The organism is Kordiimonas pumila (genome assembly GCF_015240255.1).
Taxonomy (GTDB): domain Bacteria; phylum Pseudomonadota; class Alphaproteobacteria; order Sphingomonadales; family Kordiimonadaceae; genus Kordiimonas; species Kordiimonas pumila.
The window spans coordinates 1,630,268-1,651,682 of sequence record NZ_CP061205.1; the positions used below are offsets into that span (position 1 = coordinate 1,630,268).

Below are 21,415 nucleotides of genomic sequence, written 5' to 3' on the forward strand. Positions count from 1 at the left end.
CCTATTTCCTCCCTTCCTTAACCTATCTGATAGGTATTGACTAATCTATCAGATAGGTTAAAGTGTTCATAGGGGACTACAAGGGGAATGGGAATGGAATATTCCAACTTTGGGCGCGTAAGCGCTACGGAACATATTATTGTTTCTACCGAAATTAGCATGTTCATGGGCTTTGGGTTGCCCGAGCTTGCACTGCAGCATGAACACTATGTTTCTTATGTATATGTTCTGGGAAAAGAAGGTGGTTCTCCCACCTTGTTGGTTGATGAAGCAGTAGCTTTTACGGACACTATTGACGCAGTCATAGATCAATATTGTGTAACGCTTTTTGTCTCCCCTAAAACACTTGAGAAACTGCACCCGCAGCCATACCGGCATTATGCCGGGTGTCGGGTTTATTTGCCTGAAAGCCTGCGTCTTATTGTTAACTCCTTGCTTGAGTGTGATATGGCCTCGGAAATGATGACAACATACCGTACGGCTAAAGCACTGGAATTATTGTGCGAAACGGTTCGCCTTGGTGCGCGCGGTGAATTAATCCCCTGTCTTGATCAGGGTGGCTTGTCAGCGGCTGATATTCAAAAAATAGTGTATGCACGGCAGGTCATTGATGAAAAATGGGGCGATAAACTTAGCCTTGATCTTATCGCCCGTGCGTGTGGCCTGAATAGATCCAAGTTAACGTGTGGTTTTAGGCAACTTTTTCATTGTTCAGTCTCAGAAGCGCTTATAGAGAAGCGGCTGGTTGAGGCCCGAAAAATGCTTGCGGTTACTGATTTCTCTGTATCGACAATAGCCTATAAGGCAGGCTACAGAAATAATGCGAGCTTTACACGGGCGTTTGGTCGCCGGTTTGGTGCGTCGCCAACAGAATACAGGACTGGTAAAATAGCAGCTTAGTATGGCACTGTCACATAGTGCGGGTATCTTAAGAGGGCGCAGATTAGTATGAATATGCATAACGGTGATGAAAAAGGATCGCTTGTAAAAAAAGCCATGCAAGCTGTTACTTTCCACATTAAGGATAATCGCTTGCGCGTGGGCGACACGCTCCCTGGCGAAGGGCACTTTGTTGCAGCTCTCGGCGTTAGTAAAGCGGTGATGCGGGAGGCTTTTGGTGCGCTTGCTGCGTTACAGCTTATCGATGTCGCCAATGGCCGCAAGCCAAAAGTAGGGGCTATTGACGGCACCCTTATTGCTACATCACTGAACCATGCCGTTGATACAGCACAGATTACCGTACCTGAAGTGTGGGATGTGCGGCGTACTATTGAAATTCGCACAGCAACACTGGCGGCCGTTTCAAGGACAGAGGCCGAAGCGATCCAGATTATGAATTTAGCAGATGCGATCGCCAGCGAAGACGACGACCTTAAAGCTATGACACGGCACGACATTGCTTTTCATGAAGCGATTGCACGGGCCAGCCATAATGCCCTGTTTATTCAGATTGTAACATCCTTTGCCCCCTTAATGGAGGTAGCCGTACCAACTGCGTGGCAAACCCGTAAGGCGGAAGAACAAAAGTCTGTTATGATTGAACGCCATACAGACGTTGCTACAGCAATTGCCAACCGGGACCCAGAGGCTGCAGGGCAAGCCATGAAAGCACATTTCGACGCCTCAATTGGTGATTTGCTGCGCGGTCTTGCTGGCCCTTATGTGGGCTTATAGTTCGTCTGCCACCATTAAGCTGACTAGGCCAGCTGCAAAATTTTGTACATCTTTGCCGGCAGCCTTTTGTTCTGGGGAACGTAGTGCCTTATCAAATGTTTCCCTATCTGGAAATGACATTTCAGCCATCAGGAAAAATGTATCTGCACCGGGAATGAAGGTGTCGGTTATCTGTCGGACTTCTACTTTTGCAAGTCCGGGTATTTTGTGAACAAGCGGGATATGGGTATTTATGTAATAGTCCATGAAGGCTTCTTTATTTTCGGGGTGTTTATAAAGGGCAATAAGCTTGATCATTTGAAAGTCCTACTGGTTGCGTTTATCAATAATTCTGGCAGCTTTGCCTGTTGAACGCGTAATGGTTTCATGTTCGGCAAGGGTCACGGTTGTAGAAATGCCAATAAGGGTTTTAATCCGTTCTTTTAATTTTTTGACGCCAGCTTCTGCATCAGCGGTGGAGGTTCCAATACGCGCTTCAACAAGAACCGTTAATTGGTCCATCCGGTCTGGTTTTGTAAGCACTAATTGATAGTGCGGGGTAAGCGCGGGGATTGACAGGATAATCTCTTCTATTTGGGTCGGGAAAACATTTACCCCTCTGATGATCATCATATCGTCGCTGCGGCCACTGATACGGTCCATACGGCGCATATTTCTGGCGGTACCCGGTAAAAGACGGGTCAAGTCGCGTGTTCTATAGCGAATAACCGGCATGGCCTCTTTGGTGAGGGATGTAAACACCAGTTCGCCCAGTTCGCCGTCAGGCAAAACTTCGCCAGTATCAGGGTGAATAATTTCAGGGTAGAAATGATCTTCCCAAATGGTTAGACCGTCTTTTGTTTCAACGCACTCGTTGGCGACACCTGGCCCCATTACTTCTGACAGGCCGTAAATATCAACAGCATCAATATCAAATGCTGTTTCAATTTCGCTACGCATGGCATCTGTCCATGGTTCTGCGCCAAAGATACCGATTTTTAATGAACTTGTTTTGGGATCAATCCCACGGCGTTTAAACTCATCCAAAATGGAAAGCATATAACTGGGGGTAACCATAATGATTTCAGGCTTGAAATCCAGAATGAGTTGAACCTGCTTTTCTGTTTGGCCGCCGGACATGGGGATAACTGTACAGCCAAGTTCCTCCGCGCCGTAATGCGCGCCAAGCCCTCCTGTGAACAGGCCGTAGCCATAAGCGACATGTACTTTCATGCCGGGCCTGCCCCCTGCTGCCCGAATAGACCGTGCCACAACACCAGCCCATGTTTTAATGTCGCCTTTAGTGTAGCCAACAACTGTTGGCTGGCCCGTGGTGCCAGAAGAAGCATGAATTCTGGCAACATTCTCAGTGGGTACAGCAAACATGCCAAACGGGTATGCGCCGCGCAGGTCGGCTTTGGTGGTAAAAGGAAATTTGGCCAGATCTGCTAAACTTTGAAGGTCGTCAGGGTGAACGCCAGCGTCGTTAAATTTTGCCTTATACGGCGCAGAATTTTCATATGCGTGCTTTAGAGAAGCCTTGAGCCTTTGAAGCTGTAGTTCTCTAAGCTCTTGAATTGTAAGCTTTTCATGCTCATCAAGTAGTGGCTCATAGTGTGCGTTCATCATATTTCCCCGGTTAGCACTTACATTTATAGCAGGTTTCAATAGAAATGCTGAGATAGCCGTAAAGTGACTGCATTTAGTCAGTATAATAAACCAAATGGTCGGTCAATAAACTATTGTAATAGACAATGTGGGTTGTTAGTGGCGTGTTTTGCGTTTTCTAGGGGTGTCGCGCTTTCTATGGGCCAATTAATGTTTAGACTGGGCCAGTTGATTGTTTTCAGTAAAATCGATGCTTATAGTTTTTTACACATATTCAAATTGCAGGCCGTTTGAAGAGGGTTTTATACGGTTGGTGACATAGGGGGAACACAGTGGTGGCTTTACATAATCGTTTTACAGCAGTGTTGGCAGGGCTGCTTGCAACAGTTTCCTTCAATCAGGCAGGTGTAGCAGCAGATGCTGTTGATGCAGGTAAAAACCTTCAGTTTACAACCGATCAAGCCACATGGATGTCGCTTGATGTTTCGCCAAACGGCAAAGAAATTTTGGTTGATGTGCTGGGCGATATTTACACCCTTGATGTTCGTGGTGGGGCTGCAAAACCGGTTCTGACAGGAAAGGCTTTTGAAGGGCACCCGGTTTTCTCACCAGATGGTAAGAAGTTTGCCTTTATCAGTGACAGAGATGGTTCAAATAATCTCTGGATCGCTAACGTTGATGGGTCTGGCCTGAAAAAGCTGTCTCATGATGATGGTGCCATGCTGTATGCCTCTCCCAACTGGTCGGCTGACGGCCAATATGTTTACGTTTCAAAGGCGCCTTATTCCCTTCTCGCGTTTGAAGTGTTTATGTTTCATGTTGACGGCGGCGCTGGTGTAAAACTGACCAAAGCGCAGCCGAATGGAACAGAATCGTTTGATGACCGTACCAATGCACTCGGTATAGTAGCCTCTCCTGATGGGCGGTATGTTTATTATGCCACAAAGCAAGGTTCCACTTGGTCAGAGCATAAGCTGCCGCACTGGTCTATTGTGCGGCGCGACCTGCAAACGGGTGTTGTTGACACTATTATTCCCGCAACGGGCGGCGCGATGGAGCCAGCTTTATCGCATGACGGTAAAAAGATAGTTTATGCCAGCCGTGAGGGCCAGACAACAGGCCTGAGGCTGCGTGATCTTGAGACTGGAAACGATACAAGCCTTATAGCGCGTGTGGACCGCGACGGTCATTACGGCGGTTATTATATGGGGCTAATACCACGGTATGCGTTTACCCCCGATGATAAAGCCTTAATCCTGTCTGTGGACGGCAAGATAAAACGCTTTGATATGGCAGAGCGAACACTCACTGATATTCCTTTTTCGGTGCAAGTTGATGTAAAGCTGGGCAGCCAAACCCGGGTTGCGCAAAAAGTGGAAACAGGCCCTGTGAAGGCCAGAATTATTCAGGCCCCTAAGCTTTCACCAGACGGAAGATCAATTGTATTTACAGCGCTTGGGCAACTGTATGTGATGGATTTAAAAGATGGTGCCAAGCCGCGCCGTGTTGCGGCAACTGCAGGTGATATATTTCAGCCTAACTGGTCGCCGGACGGAAAATCCCTTGTCTATGTAACATGGTCAGCAGCAGAAGGTGGCCATGTCTGGTCTATCGCGGCTAATGGTACATCAAAGCCAAAGCAGCTTACAAAGGCCTCAGCCTACTATACAGAGCCTGTTGTTAGCCCAGACGGCAAGGCAGTCGTTTTTCTACAAGCCAGCCACTATGACCGGTTGCGATCTACATCAGAGATATGGGCAGTTTATGCAACAGATATAGTCCAAGTTCCGTTCTCTGGTGGGCCAAGCAAGCTTGTGCTACATGCAAAAGGGATACATGCGCCGCATTTCTCCACTGTTGATCAGAACCGTATCCAGTTTTACGGGGCGTCTGGGCTAAGCTCTGTAAGGCTCGACGGTGTTGATCTGCGCCAACAGGTTTCCGTTACGGAAGTATCAAGGTCACAGTATACTGGTTATCCCGTTCCCGTAAGCGAAGTGCGGATCAGACCGCAAGGAGATTGGGCGCTTGCTAAAACCAGTTCGTCAGACCTCTATCTGGTGAATGTGCCCCCTTTAAACGGCGAAGCACCGGTTATTAACTTGGCAAGCCCTAGTGTTGCGCTCTTTAAACTAACAGATATTGGCGCTGATTATTTTGACTGGGCAAAAGACGGTGAGGTGATCACATGGTCTGTTGGCGCCAGTTTTTATCAAATTAATTTGGCGGACATTGATTTTTCAAAGCATGAACCAGTTCAAGGTAAAGCTGATAAATACACCGCTGTTGTTGAAATACCCCGTGATGTGCCAGAGGGTGTTTTGGTGCTGCGCGGCGCAACAGCTATCACCATGAAGGGTGATGAAATTATCGAAAATGCTGATGTTATTGTAACCAATAACCGGATAACCGCTGTTGGCGAGGTTGGCAGCCTTGCTGCCCCAGAAGGCGCAGAGGTGTTGGATATTACAGGAAAATACATTGTACCGGGCTTTATCGATACCCATGCGCATTGGTTCAGTATTCGCAGGGAACTGCTCGAGAAAAACCACTGGAATTTCCTTGCTAACCTTGCATACGGCGTTACCTCGGGTCTTGATGTGCAAACTTTTACGGTTGATACCTTTTCTTATCAGGACATGATCGACGCAGGCATGATGCTGGGGCCTCGTGCCTTTTCCACGGGACCGGGTGTTTTTGTAAACAGCGATATTCATTCAAAGGCTGATGCGGTTAATGTATTAACCCGCTACCGTGATTATTACCGCACCCGCAATATCAAAGCCTATATGGTGGGAGACAGGGAACAGCGCGGCTTTATGCTTGAGGGCGCCCGTGAAGTGGGCATGATGCCAACAACAGAAGGCGCGAGCGATTTACGGCTTAACCTGACCCATGCTCTAGACGGGTTTTCGGGGAATGAGCATAACTTGCCCGTAACACCCATCCATAAGGATGTTATTACGCTGTTTGCTGAAAGCCGGATAGCCTATACGCCAACTCTGACGGTTTTGTATGGTGGCCCCCTGACACTAGATGATATGATTATAAGGCACGACCCGGCAGGCAGTGAAAAACTGCAGCGCTTTATGCCAAGCCATATGATCGAAAGCGTTTTTTCAGACAGGAAATGGATCCGCACCAAAGACCATGCCTATCCCCAGTTTGCCGCTGATGCGATCGCAATACAGCGGGCTGGGGGCCTTGTTGGCATGGGCAGCCACGGCGAGGTGCAAGGCCTTGGTTATCACTGGGAGATGGAAGCATATGCTTCGGGCGGCGCTACCCCGCACGAGGTTTTGATGGCTGCGACTATTGGGTCAAGTGAGGTAATCGGCAGAAAAGATGATCTTGGCAGCATTGAAGCAGGCAAGCTTGCGGATATGGTGATCCTGAACGAAAACCCGCTAAGCGATATTAAAAATACCAAATCAATTGAGTTTGTGATGAAAAATGGCCGGCTATATAATGATGATACCCTTGATGAAGTGTGGCCAACGCCCAAAAAACTAGCACCAACATGGTATATGAAAAAGGCGGTAGATACTGAATAACAGACGCAGCCTTTACAGCATAATTTTTGTATGATTAGTTAGGCACCGCAGGCAAACATGGTGCCTGATTAATCATATGAAGTGGGCTATAGGCGACATGAGAACTTTTTTTGTTATGATAAAGTGCAACCTTGGAAAAGTGTATGATGTTGCTGAGCGACTGGTTGATGAAATTGAAGAAACACCAACTGTTTATTCCATCTCTGGTGATTTCGACCTGCTGGCACAGTTTAGTGTGCACACCACAGATGATATTGGGCGCTTTGTGAATGACAAAGTGCAGACAATAGCCGGGGTTGCCAACACCAAAACCATCATATGCTTTAATGCCTTCACCAAGGATTCAGGCTATCATGATGATGTGTAGGTAGATCTTTGGGCTGGGCAGTTAAAATGCCCATGACCCTATCGTACCTTAATATAGATCATCCTTTAAAGCCTGTCGGTACATACTCTCTAGCTCCTCAGGGTTAAGGTCTGGCAGGTTTACAAGATCGTTTAAGACTTTACCTACCTTAGGGTACTCGTCGACAGACTCCCAGTTATCAGAATCCCACAGGCCAGAGCGTTTAAAGGCTTTGCCGCAGTGGAAATAGGCCTGTGTTATCTGTAGCTTGATGGCAGCTTTAGGCAGTTTGTTAAACTCCATTAGCTGCTTTAGAAGTTCAGGGTCGCGGGTAAAGGTGGCTGTTCCATTCATCCGTAAGAACAGATCAAGCTTTGGGACCAGTAATAACAAACTACACCGGCCTGATGTAATGATGTTGGTAACTGTTTCCAGTTTGTTGTTGCCGGGCCAATCACCAATGGCAACAGTTGTGCGGTCAATTACCTTAACGCAGCCGGGTTTACCGCCACGAGGCGATGTATCCATGCCTTCTTCGGATTCAGACGAGATAACAACAAAAGGCGCCTTGCGGATAAAGTCCACCATATGGTCGTGTAGAAAGTCTAATGTTGGTTTTGTGGCAAGCGGACTTGGTTCGCCGTAATATGTACGAAGTTCATCAAGGCTGTCGATTATATAGGGGTCTTTTGGGGTCATTTTATCTCTGTCTGAAGTAAGGGTTCACGGGTTGTGATGCAGGAAAGGAAAATGCTGGCCTGCACCCCGTGGGATGCAGGCTGTGCTGTATTTTTTAGAAGCTGTATGACAGCTCTAAGCCGTAGGAACGAGGTTTTGTGAAGCCGCGTACATACCCACCGGCAATAAAGGCAACCTCTGTTGCTTGCTGTGTATCAAGTACGTTGTCTACATAGGCCTTGAGGCTCCATGTGCTTGTAATAAGACCCGCCCGAATATCAAGATAGTCTTTGGCCTCAATCGGGAAACCGTTACCTGTTATCAGGTACATGGCGCCTTGGCGTCTATAGTCTGTACGCAGGGTAAAGTCGATCGTGTCTGTTACAGGCTGCTCGTACTGGAAGCCCGCGTTTGCTGTCCATTTTGGAGTGGCGGGTGCAGCAGTGCCATCTGCAACTTCAGCATCAAGGTATCCAAGACTACCGAATATTTCGAGCGATGAGGTTACATGGAACGCAGTTTCCAGTTCAACACCGTTAATGTTTGTTGACGGTAGGTTTGTTGTAATGCGGAAAGGCGGTGTGGCTACAACGGTTGTAAATTGTTGGTCAGAATAATCTGTGTGAAAGAGGGCGCCGTTCAGTGTTAGGCGGCGATCCATGAAAGAGCTTTTGAAGCCGATCTCATAGTTTTTGGTACTTTCGGGCAGTGTTCTGTTACCTGTATTATAGAACCCGCTTCTAAAGCCTTCAGCATAGGTTGCATAGGCCATGAAGGCATCTGTGAAATCATATGAAAGCTGAACCTTAGGCTGGAACTTGCTGTCTTTTGTTTCCAGTATATCAACAGGGTTCCCGTCTGGGTCTACCGTTGGAACAGGTGTTGGGTCATCGGCAGAGACAATCTGTCCTGTGCTATATTTATTTTCATCATATCTGCCAGCAAGGGTAAGCTCTAGTTTGTCTGTCAGGTCGTAGTTGATCTGGCCGTAAACACCCCACATGGTATCTTTTTTCTTGTCTAACCGGTCAAGTGCAAGGAAGGGTGTGCCGGGGTTGGGGCCAACAAGCCAGCCAAGGCCCAAATGGTTGTCGCTTTTACGTTCCAGAAGCTCAAGCCCTAATACCCAGCGCAGTGGACTGTCAGAGTTTGAAGTCAGGCGTGTATCAAGCGTGTAGGTTTCAAAGTTGTCACTCAGGTCCTGAATTTCATCCATGAATTCGCCAGCAGCGGCATCAGCGCCTGCAAGTGGTAGTCCAAAGAGGGTCTGCGATCCATCAGCAGGTGTTTTGCCCCATGATGCTGTATTGGTAAAGTGCTGCTCAATGTCTTGGTAACCTGCAACGCTTGTCAGAATGGCAGGGCCAAAATCCCACTCAATCTTCACTGAAAGGTCTGTAATTTGCCGGTCTTCAGAACCTATAATGCCGCTACGTTCTGGGCCGGGGTTAATGTCTTTGTCAAATTCGTCAAGCAGGCTAACGTCAGAGAGCTTGTCCTGGAAACCTGCGCCTGCAGTGATGTCAGTATAGGCCGCACGAAAGTCTATTTTAAGGTTGTCTGTTGGCGTGAATACCAGCAAGCCACGAACAGTTGCCTGTTCCTCAAAATCAAGATCAACACCGTCAGTGCTGTCGATCAGGCCGTCGTTATTATTATAGTAGCCAGCAAGCCGGAAGGCGAGCTTGTCTTCAACGATAGGGCCGGAAATAGCGCCAGAGGCTTTAATGTCATTCCCTTTACCATAGGAAAGTTTGAGATCGCCTTCAAATGTATCACCTGGTTGTTTTGTAATAACGTTGATAGCGCCTGCAATTGCACCAGCACCGTACAGCGCGCCTTGTGGGCCTTTCAAAACCTCGATGCGCTCAATATCAAGAAGGGCGCCTTGGTTGATCGCGTCAAGCGTACCAGCTTTCACACCGTCAACCACATAGGTTACTGGTGGCCAGCCTTGCTGCCCTGTTGTGATGCCGCGAATGGTAATGAAGGTAACGCCTGCACGGTATGCTTCGCGCATAATGATGTTTGGCGTCATATCGATAAAGTCTTGAACATCATCAATGCCTGCCGCTTCGATCTGGGATGCGCTAAAGGCTGTAATGGAATCCGGAATATCCTGCAGGCTTTCTTTACGAAGGCGCGCGGTTACAACAATTTCCTCGAACATCATGCCTGTATCATTTGTACTCTGCTCCGTTTGAGCAAAAGTGGGAACTGATCCCATAATGGAAGCCCCAACTGTAGCAAAAAGCATGGTTTTCAACTTTGTGGTCATTTCGTTTCTCCCAACGACATATTGTTTATCGGTTTTTTTGACATCTACTAACAAGTGGTTATTTGAATTCTTCGATAGGTGTGAAAGGTTCATTGATCCCAAAGGCTTGGGGGCCAAAAACATTCAGAGCTTCGGGGGTGCGCATAATGGGTGGCACACTGGCACCTATGACCTTGACCCGCTGGCCGTACTTAAGGGCTTCAGTTGGCAGGGGTTCTGCCGTTTCGCGGTCAACAATACAAATAAGGTCTGGCACGATGGCACAGACAGTGCCGTCGATACGGGCAACAAGGTTTTCATTCTGAAACTCAACAGACATTTCGCGGCCCGAACCATTAAGTTCGGTCATGATACAGTGCCCGATGGAAAAACCACGGGTGGTCTCACGTCTTAAATCAGTGATTTTTCCATCAAACAATACCTTGCAGTGGCGGTAGTATTCTGTGGTTTTCAGAAAGCCTAAGAGAGCTTCAATCGGTGATCCTGTCTTGCGCCCATCCGCAATTGCCTGACCAATGCCTGTAGCAAGGCTAAGGGTGTTTTTAACAGCATACGCTTTTACCTGTTTGCCTGATAAAGGGTAGCAACTGATCATAACAGACATGCCCATAGACACGGCGATCGCCCGAACAAGGCTTTCCGCTTTTTGGGCACTAGAGGCCCGAACAATGACCGAATTCATATGTTCATCAACAACGGCAAGCGGGGTTGCTGAGCAGCCATAAACATTAAAGCTAACCATTTGAATTTCAGGGAAAGCGCGGCCCATGCCATCTGCATTTACCAGAGGCAGGCCAGCACGCGCCGCTGCCATAATAGGCAGGGTAGAATTAATGCCGCCAATTTCAATCGGGATAAGGGCGTCAGGTTTGCGGCCTAGTTCTTCAGAAAGGCGTTTTAGAGCTAAGTCTATATCGTCGCCGCACGCCGCTTTTTCAGCGAGCACAGTGGGGGCGCCGAGCATGGCGATTGGTAGGATGAGTGCATCATCATCAAGGCTATCGGCATCAATTATTTCAGGGGCGCCATATTCCGCAATAGCTTGCTGGGCAAGTAAGCGGCCAATATAGGGATCTCCGCCGCCGCCTGTACCAAGGAATGCTGCTCCGCGTGCAAAGTCTTCAAGGCTTTTTTTGTCAAATTTCATCGAACTTTTACTCATGAATTGTCTTCCATCGCTAAATCGCCAGCTACTTTCACCCGGACACGAACAGCGCCGCCTGGAACATAGGCAAGCGGGACTTCCTCCATATCGGTTACGATGATGCTATCTGGCACGGCGCCTGCGCTAATGGCGGCTTGTACGGCCAAATCTTTTGCTGTTTTCAAGGCGGTTTCCCGGCCAACTTCATCATAAGAATAAACTTGGTCTATTTCGCCGCCGATCTGCGCGATAGACGCCCCAACAGCGTTGGCTACACTGGCATGTTCTGGCGTGATAACATTGGATGTGCCCGGTATTTTTTGATTAACGAGAATAGAACCGCCGCCCACAAGAACCAGTGGCACTGGTTCGGCGCTTAGTTTCATTCGGTCAACGCCCTCTGTAATAAGGGCGTGAATTTCTGCCACTGCATCGGCTATTGTTTTGGCAGGTAAGTGCTTTACAAGCGATTTATCGCCGAAATCGGCATATCCGGCTGCAACAGCAATGTCGCTTGTGGTGAGGGTTTGCCCGCCAAAAACAAGGCTGTCCTGAAGCAGTTTATACCCAACAGACTTTGGACCAATTGTAAGAGCGTCTCCGGTTTTAATGATGCTGCCGCCACCAAGGCCAATCGCTAAAATATCAGGCATTCTAAAATTCGTTCTGACGCCGCCAATGTCCACTGGTACGGTTGATTCGCGCGGAAACCCGTTTGATAACATGCCAATATCTGTTGTTGTGCCGCCTATGTCTGCGACGATAGCATCCTTCAAACCGGATAAATAAGCCGCGCCGCGCATACTGTTTGTCGGCCCAGACGCAAAAGTTAGTACTGGGTATTTTTCAACATACTCAGCGCTCATTAAGGTGCCGTCATTTTGGCTAATGTAAAAAGGTGCTGTTATGTTTAGTCTTTTCAGCGCGTCAGAAAATGATTTCACAACCCGTGCAGACATATGCGCAAGGCTCGCATTCATAATGCTGGCATTTTCGCGCTCTAGCAGCCCAATACGGCCAATTGTGGATGAAAGCGTCACAGAAATATCTGGTAGTTCGTTTAGAATAATGTCTTTGGCACGCTCTTCCATAGAGGCGTTAACCGAGGAAAATAAGCCGGTAACAGCGACTGTTTTTAGTCCTTTTTTGCCAATTTCTTTTACCGCTTGCAGGAGAGCTTTTTCATCTAAAGGTGCATTTAGGGAACCATCACACTGGTAGCCGCCTTCAATCATATAACAGTGGTGCCCTATTGACTGTGCAATATCTTCCGGCCAGTCAATCATGGGAGCTACGCCCTTGGTCGCAGGCAATGCAATGCGAATAACACCCACTTCAAGCAAGCCTTTGCGCTCTACAAAGGCATTGGTGAAATGAGTTGTGCCAATCATCACATTTTTAATGAGGGTGGGGGCCACACCTGACGTAGTAAACAAGGCCTTGATAGCGGCAACAATACCGTCACTTACATTTTCAGTTGTAGGCTGCTTTTCAGAGGCGAGTATCTTACGCCCATCCATGAGTACAGCATCAGTATTTGTACCACCAACATCAACACCAATCCGCATAACAAAAATACCTCAGATTTACACTTTAACTATCTGAAGTGTAGCGGTGAGGTCGCAGCGAAAGCAAAGCTGTATCTTAATAGATTTCTGTTAAAAAACGGTAGGTTAGCATTCTGGAGGTTTTCGGGTTTAAACCTACTGATGTTAGTAGGTTTACGGTTGTCATCGGTTGGATAAGATCCCCGAAGCCTGAATAGTTGTAATGGCTTCATAGCGGTTTGAAACTTGTGCTTTGGCATAAATATTTTTTAGGTGGTATCTAACAGCATGCTCTGTGACGCCCAGCTCGCGAGCAATAACTTTATCCTGTTTTCCTTGAACCAAATGCTTCAGTACATCTACTTCCCTTGGGCTAAAGAGAGGGCCTTTAACAGATGTATCTTCCTGTTTGCTGAGGAAAGTTTTCCATTCTGTAACGGGGGCTGTGGGTTCCATTGTTTCGATATGGTCCAGAATTGCGTCAAGGGTATCTGCGTGCATGATGCACGGCCATAAAAATCCTGAATCCATAATGAGGGGCATAGCTTGTTTGAGGTGGTCTGCAGCTATTTCATGGTTGCCACAAACCCACTGTGACACGGCGGCAGTCACCAAGATACGGATTGTAGGCACACGAAGGCCCTTGCTTTGGAAATACGCAGCAACACTGTTGGCAAGGCCTGATAGCTCAGGTATTTTTTCTGGCTGCCGGGCATAGATGCGGTATAGCGTAAGGGTTTGTAGTTCTGTTTCACGCCATAAATTTTGGTGTAAAGTGTTTAGGATAGATTCTTTACTGTCAGGATAATGAACTGCAAGCGGCTCATCTGTACTCAGGCTTTGTAATAATAATTTTTGTCGGGATAGAATAGGCTGTAAGGCGAGGAGTTGCTCTGCTTCTGCGTAGGTAATCATATCTTCGATAAAGGCAAGTGCCACCGAAATTTTACTTCGGTATAGCATATAGTCAAGAATCTGTTCTACAGCGATACCATATATATCAAACCATGCTTCACTGGCGATGAGTCTTTTGGAAAGGCCATAAAAAAATTTATCAGCATTTGCCAGGTCACCTTGGCTTGTGGCCAGTTCAGCCATAAGAATATCAACAACAAGGTGGGCACCTGTGTCATTTTTAAAATATTGGCGCTGTTTGCTTTTGGCGGCGGAATATAGCTCATTGGCTTTTGCTATATCGCCGCGGTTCAAGGCAATGGATCCTTCATGAAGGTCAATGAACATAATGCCGTAATTGGAGGATGCCGTTTCATAATAGCGCCTAGCTTTTATACCGGCATTATTGGCGTTTGGCAGGTCGCCTTTCACAAACCATGTCATGCATAATATATTATTTAAGGCACCAGCAACCAAAGGTGACGTGCTGTCTTTTTCAGATAGTCTATTGGGTTCATCACAGTCGAGCTTATCAAGGGGCTGGCAACAGTAATGCGCAATAAATGGTTTACATAAAGCATCTTCGAGCAGAAAGGCTGCTGTGTTACCGCCCTCTCTGTCACATTGATAATCAGATGTTATAGGGCCAAGTTTTTGATACAGGTTTATGGCTTCTGCCAATCGGCCTTTTTTACTGTGAATACCACATTGCAACAGTGCGACACGAGGGAAGTTGATCAATATTTCATCTGTTAAAAAGTGTTCGGCGTCAAAAGCCCGAGAAACGCCTTCTCTAACAAAAATCTGCATGGCCCCGAAGTGTTCTATTGTTTCACCAATAAGATTGCTGTCTTCGGCACACTGTGCGTGTGTGAGCGCTAATCGAAGATGGTTCTGTTGGCACATCCAAACAGAAGTTTTACGTTGTATTTCTTTATAACGCTCAGGTGCTTCACGGTGCAGAGCACTTTGCAAAAATTCACGCAGCAATGGGTGAAGCCGGTATGTTTCATGGTTGCCTTCCATATTGCTGATAAGGGAACTCACCTCACCCAATTCATCCATGTGGGTAAGTATATTATGGGCACCAACTACAAAGTTTAGCGCTTCTGGTTCTAGCCATTCCAGAATAGAGGCATCTAGGAGCATGTTCCTGATAGCAGGTGATAAACGCTGGTCAATCTGTTCTTTAATATAAAGCGATGCTGTTTCTGAAGGATACCGTAGTCTTGAAAGTGCAGTATCAACTGTTTTTCCGGCTTTAATATCCATATTGACCATCTGAACGGCGATTGGCCAGCCGAGTGTTGTATTATGGATTTTTTCTGCATCTTCAATGGAAATACGATCACCTACCAAAGAGTGTATTTCTATTTTAGAAAAACAAAGTGTATCGGGTGTATGCTCGGATAATTGCCCTTGTAGTTTGTAGATAGATAAACCGATGCCAGGGTTCTTCCTGCCCGCCATAAGGAATGTAATGTTTTCAGGACATATGGATAACATCTGTTCAATAGCGCGGCATATATCATCGCCAGCATTTTCAAGGTCATCGAGAATAAGCTGCCATTCATTGGCATCGCGCTCGATGGCAGCAATAAGCACATTGAGAAAATGGGCAGGGTCAGAACTATCCAGCAAACCATCAAAAAATGTGGCAGGTATATCAAGGCCGTTATTCGCAAAGCTGAATGCTAAGTATTCTACAAACGTGAGGTATGTATCATCGGCAGATATGGTAAACCATGCTACTCGCATATCCTCATTGGCCAGCTTTTGCTGCCGGTGCTGGGCAAGCAGGGTTGTTTTACCGTATCCTGCGGGAGCCTCAATATATGTTAGGAGGGCTGCATGGCTTGAAGGTGTTGATGATTGCCGTAAAACTTCCTGAATGCCAGTTCGTGGGGGGCGTACTTTGGCACCAACAAGCCAATTGGGTATTCTATTGGTGCTATCTGTTTTTTCCACGCCAGACTGCCTTTTGCTAAGGGCTTGTTTATTATAGGTCGCTAAGCTGCCTTTGTCCGTGATGTACCATGCCTAATCTGTTAGGGCAATATGGCCACAGTGTTCGATACGCTGCCGGAATGTGCAAATGTGGCCAAAGTGGCCTTGCAAGCAGTGTTTGACCTTGTTCTGATAAGAAAACAGGGTATTTAATAATAGTCGGGTTAACTTGTGTTGGTAGCGGGGTATGATCACAGAGCTGATAATTACAAAGCTATCCCCACCGGGCAACAGGTCTGTGCGGGTAAAACGGCCTCAGCTTGAGCGTTTAATGCGTAAAGATGTGCTGCGACGGGTAACGCTAATTTCTGCGGGTGCAGGTTTTGGCAAAACTACCCTTATGTCTGAAGCGTATCAACTATTAAGCTCGCAAGGTATGGCAACAGCATGGATATCGCTGGATGCATATGACCAAGAGGAAGGCCAGTTTTTAAGGTACCTTATTGAAGCCTTTAGGAAGAGCGGCATTATAAAAGGCGAAACCGCTGAGAGTTTATTGCAAAATAAACTTGAGAACCGGTTTATGGCTGTTCTTACCGCACTGATAAATGAGTTGGCAGGGGTAGAGCAAAGTGTGGCTTTGTTTCTGGATGATTACCACTATGCAGACGGTGCTGGCACTGGCCGGTTAATGGAAAGTTTTATAGGCTTAGCGCCCGAGAATATTCATTTTGTGCTGGCGAGCCGCGTTAGGCCGCAGTTGCCACTTGCTACCCTTAAGGTGCACGACGAACTCCTTGTTCTTTCTGAGCAGGATTTGAGATTTTCAGACGCAGAAACTACCGAGTTTATGAAAGATAAGGGTGGACTTGAAATTTCAGAAGCAAGCCTGAACAGGCTTATTCAATCAACGGAAGGCTGGGCTGCTGGGCTGCAACTGGTGTCGCTTGCTGTGCGCGACAAACACCTTGAAGAAACGTTCCTTAAGCAGTTTTCTGGTCGTAGTCGTGATGTGGTGGATTTTCTAGCAACCAACGTCTTTTCCAATCAGCCAGAACCGGTAAGAACCTTCATGCTCTATACATCTGTTTTGGATAGGTTTAACGCAGAAATTGCAGAAGTTCTTACGGGTCAGCTGGTAGGGCAGGAAACGCTTGAATATCTGGAGGATAATAACCTCTTTATTGTACCACTTGACCAAAGCCGGGGCTGGTTTAGGTACCATCATCTGTTTAGGGATTTTTTGCTGAGCCAGTTTGGGCGTGAGCACAAAAGCAAGATAGCGTCGCTGCGGCTACAGGCTAGCCAGTGGTTTGCCGAAAATGGCTTGATTATTGATGCTGTTTCGCTGGCGCATGAAAGTGGTGACTTTGATTATTTGGCGGATTTGGTAGAAAAACATGCCGTAAATATTATACGGCGCGGCCATATGCCACTAGTACTAGATTGGGTTAAAAAGATTCCTGCAGACTTTGTGCAGAGTAGACCCATTATTACCATTTATGAGGGCTATGCTCTGTTTCACATGCGCCGCCCTATTGAGGCTGCAAGCGCGAGCTACAGAGCAGAAAAAAACATTGAAAAAGCTGAAAAGGCGGGGTTGTTCTCTGAGCGTTATTTGCTTCGGCTTAAACAGGAAATTAAAGTTATTAATGCAGGTATTGCAGTAGCGGCAGATGATGTGATGCAAGCAGAAAAATACGCTTCTGTGCCCTTGGAAATTGATCTCGATCAGGGCGGCTTTATGCATGGGGCCATGAAAAATATTCTGGGATATGCCTGCATATCGCTTAATAAGTTTGATGTTGCTAAAGAAGCGTTATTGGAGGCTCGCGTTGCCCACACGCGTATAAATTCCATTTATGGTATTGTTTATGCCGATTGTTTTAGTGGCATTTCTGAGATGGCGCAGGGCCACCTTCAAAAAGCTTATGAATATTTTGTACATGCTGAGACAATGGCGGGGGATGATAATTTACCAAATTCGCCTGCCATAGCTGTTAGCAGGCTCTATCAGGGAATGGTTCTCTATGAATGGGGCAAGGTTCCAGAAGCAGCACGCCTGCTGAATGAAAATATTGGTTTGGTGGAAGAGTGCGGTCAGGCAGAGGCACCTATTGTTGGCTATACCTTGCTTGCACGCATTAACCGCATCCTTGGTTTAAGTGATAAAATATACAGTCCTCTTATAGCGGCGCATAAAATTTGCGATCAGGAACAATTGCACCGTTTGCATGTTCTAACGGAATATGAATATGCGGTGCAGCTTATAGCCGATGGTAAAATTGAAGAAGCCATTAGCCGTTCTCGCCTTGTTGGTATCAATGTAGATATACAAGAACAGGATTTAGGCTTGCAAAGTTGGGACCGAATAAAGTGTGTCCGCTATCTTACCAAGGCCCGGCTTTTAATTGCTCTTGGTAAAACGGATCAGGCTATCCTTTTGCTTCAGAGTTTGCTTGGTTTCGCGGCGTCAGTAAAACGGTATAGGCGTCTGCTTGAAATAATGGTTTTACTGGTGCAGGCTTACGCCTTGAAAGGCGATACGATCGCCGCACAAAAAATGCTGACAGAAGCCCTATTACATGCCGCTCCAGAAAAATATATCCGGTTGTTTGTGGATGAAGGAGCCGTTCTTAAAAAGCTTTTGCTCAATTGGCAGAAAAGTGCAGAAGATCAGCAAAATAATGCACCTATACCATCTTTAGGGTCATATGTTCGTGTGTTGATTTCAGCATTTGATGCTGAAGATGCATTGTTACTTCAATCCGCGAAAACACCGCCTCATAAGGGACCTAATAGTTTTTTTGAAACTGCGATAATATTAGAACCGTTGAGCGACCGAGAAAGCGAAGTTTTAAGATTGTTATCTCAAGGCTATTCGAACCAAAGAATTGGTCTACACTTGAAAATCGCAGAAAATACCGTCAAGTGGCACATTAAAAACCTGTTTGAAAAACTAGACGTTAAAAATCGTACGTCTGCCGTTCTGACCGCTCAAGAACTCAACCTGATATAAATTTTACACCTCTACCTACCACCTATAAGAAGCCACCCATACTTTCGGGTGGTAATGTTTTTTTTAAAGGTTCCCTACTTTTGGGTCGGGTGTTCTTTTTCCCGTTTTGCCATTCTTCCTGAAAATAAGGCGCAAAATGCCTGTAATTCTTATTTTAGGGTGGGCACAGGGTGAAATTTTCTGAATATATTCAGTATGATGGCTTAGGTCTCGCGGAACTGGTTCGAAAGAAAACAGTCAGTGCTGACGAGTTGGCAGAAACTGCACGTACCGCCATAAATACGCTCAATCCCTCATTAAATGTGGTTTTGGAGGTGTTTGATGATACGCCAGATGCACCAGATCTGGCAGATGGGCCGTTTAAGGGGGTCCCTTTTCTGATTAAGGATGTGGTTCTGCACAGTGAAGGCCGCAAGTGTGAGATGGGGTCTCGTTTAGCGCAAGGGTTGGTTGCCCCTTTTGATACCGACTTGATGGCGCGGTTCAAAGACGCAGGGTTTAATACATTGGGGCGAACAGCCGTTCCTGAGATGGCGTTTAATGTTGCTACAGAATCAGTGTTAAACGGCCCAAGCCGGAACCCATGGGATACAAGCCTGATGACGGGTGGCTCAAGCGGTGGCGCAGCGTCTGCTGTGGCAGCAGGCATGGTGCCTATTGCGCATGCAAATGACGGTGGTGGTTCAATCCGTATACCCGCCGCATGTTGCGGTTTAGTGGGTTTAAAGCCCACACGGGGGCGTACGCCCATTGGGCCGGAAGCTGCAGACGGCCTTAACGGTCTGGGTATTGAGCATGTTGTAACACGGTCGGTGCGAGATAGTGCGGCCGTACTTGATGCAACGGAAGGGCCAGCAAGCGGTGACCCATACCAGATTTCGCGCCCGACAATGCCATATTTAGAATGTGTTACGAAGGCACCGGGGAACCTAAGAATTGCATATTCCTCTAGCACGTACGGCGGCCAGTTTGTAGACCCTGAAATTATCAGCAGCTTGAAAAAGACGGCTGTTACATGCGCTTCTCTTGGGCACAGGATGGAAGAAGCCAGCCCGCAAATTGATTATGCCCGTTTTTTAGAAGCAACAATGAATATCTGGTGCGCAAACATTGCTAGCTGGATAGACCAACTGGCGGTGGCGACAGCTAGAAAACCGTCACTTGAGACGCTTGAGACTGCAACACTTGCCTGTTACGAGCATGGCAAGCGATTACGTGCATCAGATTTGCTTGCAGCTTTTGCTGTTATGAACGAAGTAAGCCGCACGGTTGCGCCTTTCTTTGAAAAATATGATGTGTTGCTGACACCCACCTTATCTTTGCTGCCGCAGCCTATAGGGACATATAATGCAAATGCCGCCGGCTGGACGGCGCAGTCATGGTGCGAGCACATCTTTGGGTTCGGGGCTTTTACGCCGCTTTATAACATGACAGGGCAGCCCGCAATCTCGTTACCTCTTCATCGTAGCAACAGTGGGTTACCGATTGGCCACCAGTTTGTTGCGCCTTTCGGGCGTGAAGATATTTTGTTTCAGTTATCGGGGCAACTCGAGCAGGCCTTGCCGTGGCACAGCTCATACCCGGCTTTTAAAGAGTAAAGTGGAGATATAGATGACGCGTAAAACAGGGCTTGTCTGGCATGAAATTTATATGTGGCATGATACGGGCACCCATGCAGGTGTTTTGCCTGCGGGGAACCCCATTCAACCGGGCACTCATGCAGAAAACCCTGAAACTAAAAGGCGGTTTAAAAATCTGCTTGAGGTGAGTGGCCTGTATGATCAACTGGTCAGGATAGATCCAAAGCCCGCGACAGACGAGCAAATACTGCGTGCGCATACCCCAGCATATATTAATCGTTTAAAAGAAGAGAGCGCGCTGCCGAAGGGCGGGGACGCTGGCATGCTAACACCTTTTGGGCCTGGCGGGTTTGAGATTGCAGCGCTTTCAGCAGGCGGGGTGATAGCCGCTGTTGATGCTGTGCTCGACGGCAAAGCCGATAATGCCTATGCGCTTGTTAGGCCGCCGGGCCACCACGCCGAACCTGATATGGGCAAAGGCTTTTGCCTTCTGGCTAATGCCGCGATTGCTGGCCTGCATGCGCTGGAAGCACGCGGTCTTAAACGTATTGCCTATGTTGACTGGGATGTTCACCACGGTAATGGAACGGAGCGGGTTTTTTGGGAGGACCCCCGTGCGCTTACCATTTCTGTGCATCAGGACAGGAACTTCCCACCTGATACCGGCGATATGACAGACACGGGCGGCGGTGAGGGCGAAGATTATAATATTAATATCCCACTGCCAGCAGGTAGCGGTGTGGGGGCTTATGAAGCGGTTTTTGACCGGGTGATTATACCTGCGCTGCGCGCTTTTAAACCAGATATGATCTTTGTTCCAAGCGGCTTTGATGCCGGTGCGCACGACCCGCTTGGCCGTATGATGATGCACAGCGAAGGCTACAGATCGCTGACCCACAAGATGCGCACAATCGCAGAAGAACTATGTGGTGGCCGGTTGGTGATGAGCCATGAAGGCGGTTATAATGCGCCTACCGTTCCTTTCTACGGCCTTGCTGTAATGGAAGAGTTGAGCGGCATTAAAACAGCGGTAGATGATCCGTTTATGCCGCTGTTTGAGGGAATGGGAGGCCAGACGCTACAGCCCCACCAAGAGGCAGTTATTACTGAAGCCTGCAAACTTGTGGAGCGTTTAAAATAACTACGGCAACAAGACGAAGCACAAAA

14 protein-coding genes are annotated in these 21,415 nt (G+C 47.4%); 7 read left to right on the forward strand and 7 right to left on the reverse strand.

What is annotated here, in order from left to right:
* Positions 1 to 93: 93 nt before the first annotated feature.
* Together ICL80_RS06955 and ICL80_RS06960 are read left to right on the forward strand one after the other, a co-directional pair.
* The gene (locus ICL80_RS06955) at positions 94 to 900 is read left to right on the forward strand and encodes a helix-turn-helix transcriptional regulator (protein ID WP_194215366.1); all 807 of its coding nucleotides are present in this window, start codon (positions 94 to 96) and stop codon (positions 898 to 900) included.
* 48 nt (positions 901 to 948) lie between these two features.
* Entirely contained in the window at positions 949 to 1,674 is a 726-nt protein-coding gene (locus tag ICL80_RS06960; RefSeq protein ID WP_194215367.1) for a FadR/GntR family transcriptional regulator, read from the forward strand.
* Here ICL80_RS06960 and ICL80_RS06965 read toward each other — a convergent pair.
* Together ICL80_RS06965 and paaK are read right to left on the reverse strand one after the other, a co-directional pair.
* Entirely contained in the window at positions 1,669 to 1,971 is a 303-nt protein-coding gene (locus ICL80_RS06965) for an EthD family reductase (RefSeq protein WP_194215368.1), read from the reverse strand. The two genes, ICL80_RS06960 and ICL80_RS06965, sit on opposite strands and share 6 nt — an antisense overlap.
* Positions 1,972 to 1,980: 9 nt before the next feature.
* Positions 1,981 to 3,282, reverse strand: coding sequence for a phenylacetate--CoA ligase PaaK (paaK, locus tag ICL80_RS06970; protein ID WP_194215369.1), 1,302 nt, complete (start codon positions 3,280 to 3,282; stop codon positions 1,981 to 1,983).
* Between the two features lie 314 nt (positions 3,283 to 3,596).
* Here paaK and ICL80_RS06975 point away from each other — a divergent pair, with 314 nt between their 5' ends.
* Together ICL80_RS06975 and ICL80_RS06980 are read left to right on the forward strand one after the other, a co-directional pair.
* Positions 3,597 to 6,815: an amidohydrolase family protein gene (locus tag ICL80_RS06975; RefSeq protein ID WP_194215370.1), complete on the forward strand. Its 3,219-nt coding sequence runs from the start codon at positions 3,597 to 3,599 to the stop codon at positions 6,813 to 6,815.
* A 115-nt stretch (positions 6,816 to 6,930) separates the two neighbouring features.
* On the forward strand, positions 6,931 to 7,182 hold the full coding sequence (locus ICL80_RS06980; protein WP_228073845.1) for an Lrp/AsnC ligand binding domain-containing protein: 252 nt from the start codon (positions 6,931 to 6,933) through the stop codon (positions 7,180 to 7,182).
* A gap of 48 nt (positions 7,183 to 7,230) precedes the next feature.
* Here the strand turns inward: ICL80_RS06980 and ICL80_RS06985 are convergent, their stop codons facing one another.
* The 5 genes from ICL80_RS06985 to ICL80_RS07005 form a co-directional block, all read right to left on the reverse strand.
* Positions 7,231 to 7,860 (reverse strand): MSMEG_1061 family FMN-dependent PPOX-type flavoprotein, encoded by a 630-nt coding sequence (locus tag ICL80_RS06985; protein WP_194215372.1) that lies wholly within the window; start codon positions 7,858 to 7,860, stop codon positions 7,231 to 7,233.
* A 94-nt stretch (positions 7,861 to 7,954) separates the two neighbouring features.
* Entirely contained in the window at positions 7,955 to 10,117 is a 2,163-nt protein-coding gene (locus ICL80_RS06990) for a TonB-dependent receptor (protein ID WP_194215373.1), read from the reverse strand.
* Between the two features lie 58 nt (positions 10,118 to 10,175).
* Positions 10,176 to 11,264, reverse strand: a complete 1,089-nt coding sequence (locus tag ICL80_RS06995) for a DUF917 domain-containing protein (protein ID WP_194215374.1) — start codon at positions 11,262 to 11,264, stop codon at positions 10,176 to 10,178.
* 11 nt (positions 11,265 to 11,275) lie between these two features.
* A complete protein-coding gene (locus ICL80_RS07000) occupies positions 11,276 to 12,829 on the reverse strand; it encodes a hydantoinase/oxoprolinase N-terminal domain-containing protein (RefSeq protein ID WP_194215375.1) in 1,554 nt (517 codons plus the stop codon).
* 162 nt (positions 12,830 to 12,991) lie between these two features.
* Positions 12,992 to 15,670: a helix-turn-helix transcriptional regulator gene (locus ICL80_RS07005; protein WP_194215376.1), complete on the reverse strand. Its 2,679-nt coding sequence runs from the start codon at positions 15,668 to 15,670 to the stop codon at positions 12,992 to 12,994.
* A gap of 226 nt (positions 15,671 to 15,896) precedes the next feature.
* On the opposite strand from ICL80_RS07005, the gene ICL80_RS07010 reads away from it, so the two are divergent.
* The 3 genes from ICL80_RS07010 (at position 15,897) to ICL80_RS07020 (ending at position 21,389) form a co-directional block, all read left to right on the forward strand.
* Positions 15,897 to 18,668, forward strand: a complete 2,772-nt coding sequence (locus ICL80_RS07010; protein WP_194215377.1) for a LuxR C-terminal-related transcriptional regulator — start codon at positions 15,897 to 15,899, stop codon at positions 18,666 to 18,668.
* 170 nt (positions 18,669 to 18,838) lie between these two features.
* Positions 18,839 to 20,266 carry an amidase gene (locus tag ICL80_RS07015; RefSeq protein ID WP_194215378.1) on the forward strand — a complete coding sequence of 476 codons (1,428 nt, stop codon included), beginning with the start codon at positions 18,839 to 18,841 and terminating at the stop codon, positions 20,264 to 20,266.
* Between the two features lie 13 nt (positions 20,267 to 20,279).
* Entirely contained in the window at positions 20,280 to 21,389 is a 1,110-nt protein-coding gene (locus ICL80_RS07020) for a class II histone deacetylase (protein ID WP_194215379.1), read from the forward strand.
* Positions 21,390 to 21,415: the final 26 nt, after the last annotated feature.

Coding starts and splice junctions, on each gene's coding strand:
- ICL80_RS06955 (WP_194215366.1), top strand. CDS start 94: ATGGAATATTCCAACTTTGGGCGCGTAAGCGCTACGGAACATATTATT.
- ICL80_RS06960 (WP_194215367.1), top strand. CDS start 949: ATGAATATGCATAACGGTGATGAAAAAGGATCGCTTGTAAAAAAAGCC.
- ICL80_RS06965 (WP_194215368.1), bottom strand. CDS start 1,971: ATGATCAAGCTTATTGCCCTTTATAAACACCCCGAAAATAAAGAAGCC.
- paaK (WP_194215369.1), bottom strand. CDS start 3,282: ATGATGAACGCACACTATGAGCCACTACTTGATGAGCATGAAAAGCTT.
- ICL80_RS06980 (WP_228073845.1), top strand. CDS start 6,931: ATGATAAAGTGCAACCTTGGAAAAGTGTATGATGTTGCTGAGCGACTG.
- ICL80_RS06985 (WP_194215372.1), bottom strand. CDS start 7,860: ATGACCCCAAAAGACCCCTATATAATCGACAGCCTTGATGAACTTCGT.
- ICL80_RS06990 (WP_194215373.1), bottom strand. CDS start 10,117: ATGACCACAAAGTTGAAAACCATGCTTTTTGCTACAGTTGGGGCTTCC.
- ICL80_RS06995 (WP_194215374.1), bottom strand. CDS start 11,264: ATGAAATTTGACAAAAAAAGCCTTGAAGACTTTGCACGCGGAGCAGCA.
- ICL80_RS07000 (WP_194215375.1), bottom strand. CDS start 12,829: ATGCGGATTGGTGTTGATGTTGGTGGTACAAATACTGATGCTGTACTC.
- ICL80_RS07010 (WP_194215377.1), top strand. CDS start 15,897: ATGATCACAGAGCTGATAATTACAAAGCTATCCCCACCGGGCAACAGG.
- ICL80_RS07020 (WP_194215379.1), top strand. CDS start 20,280: ATGACGCGTAAAACAGGGCTTGTCTGGCATGAAATTTATATGTGGCAT.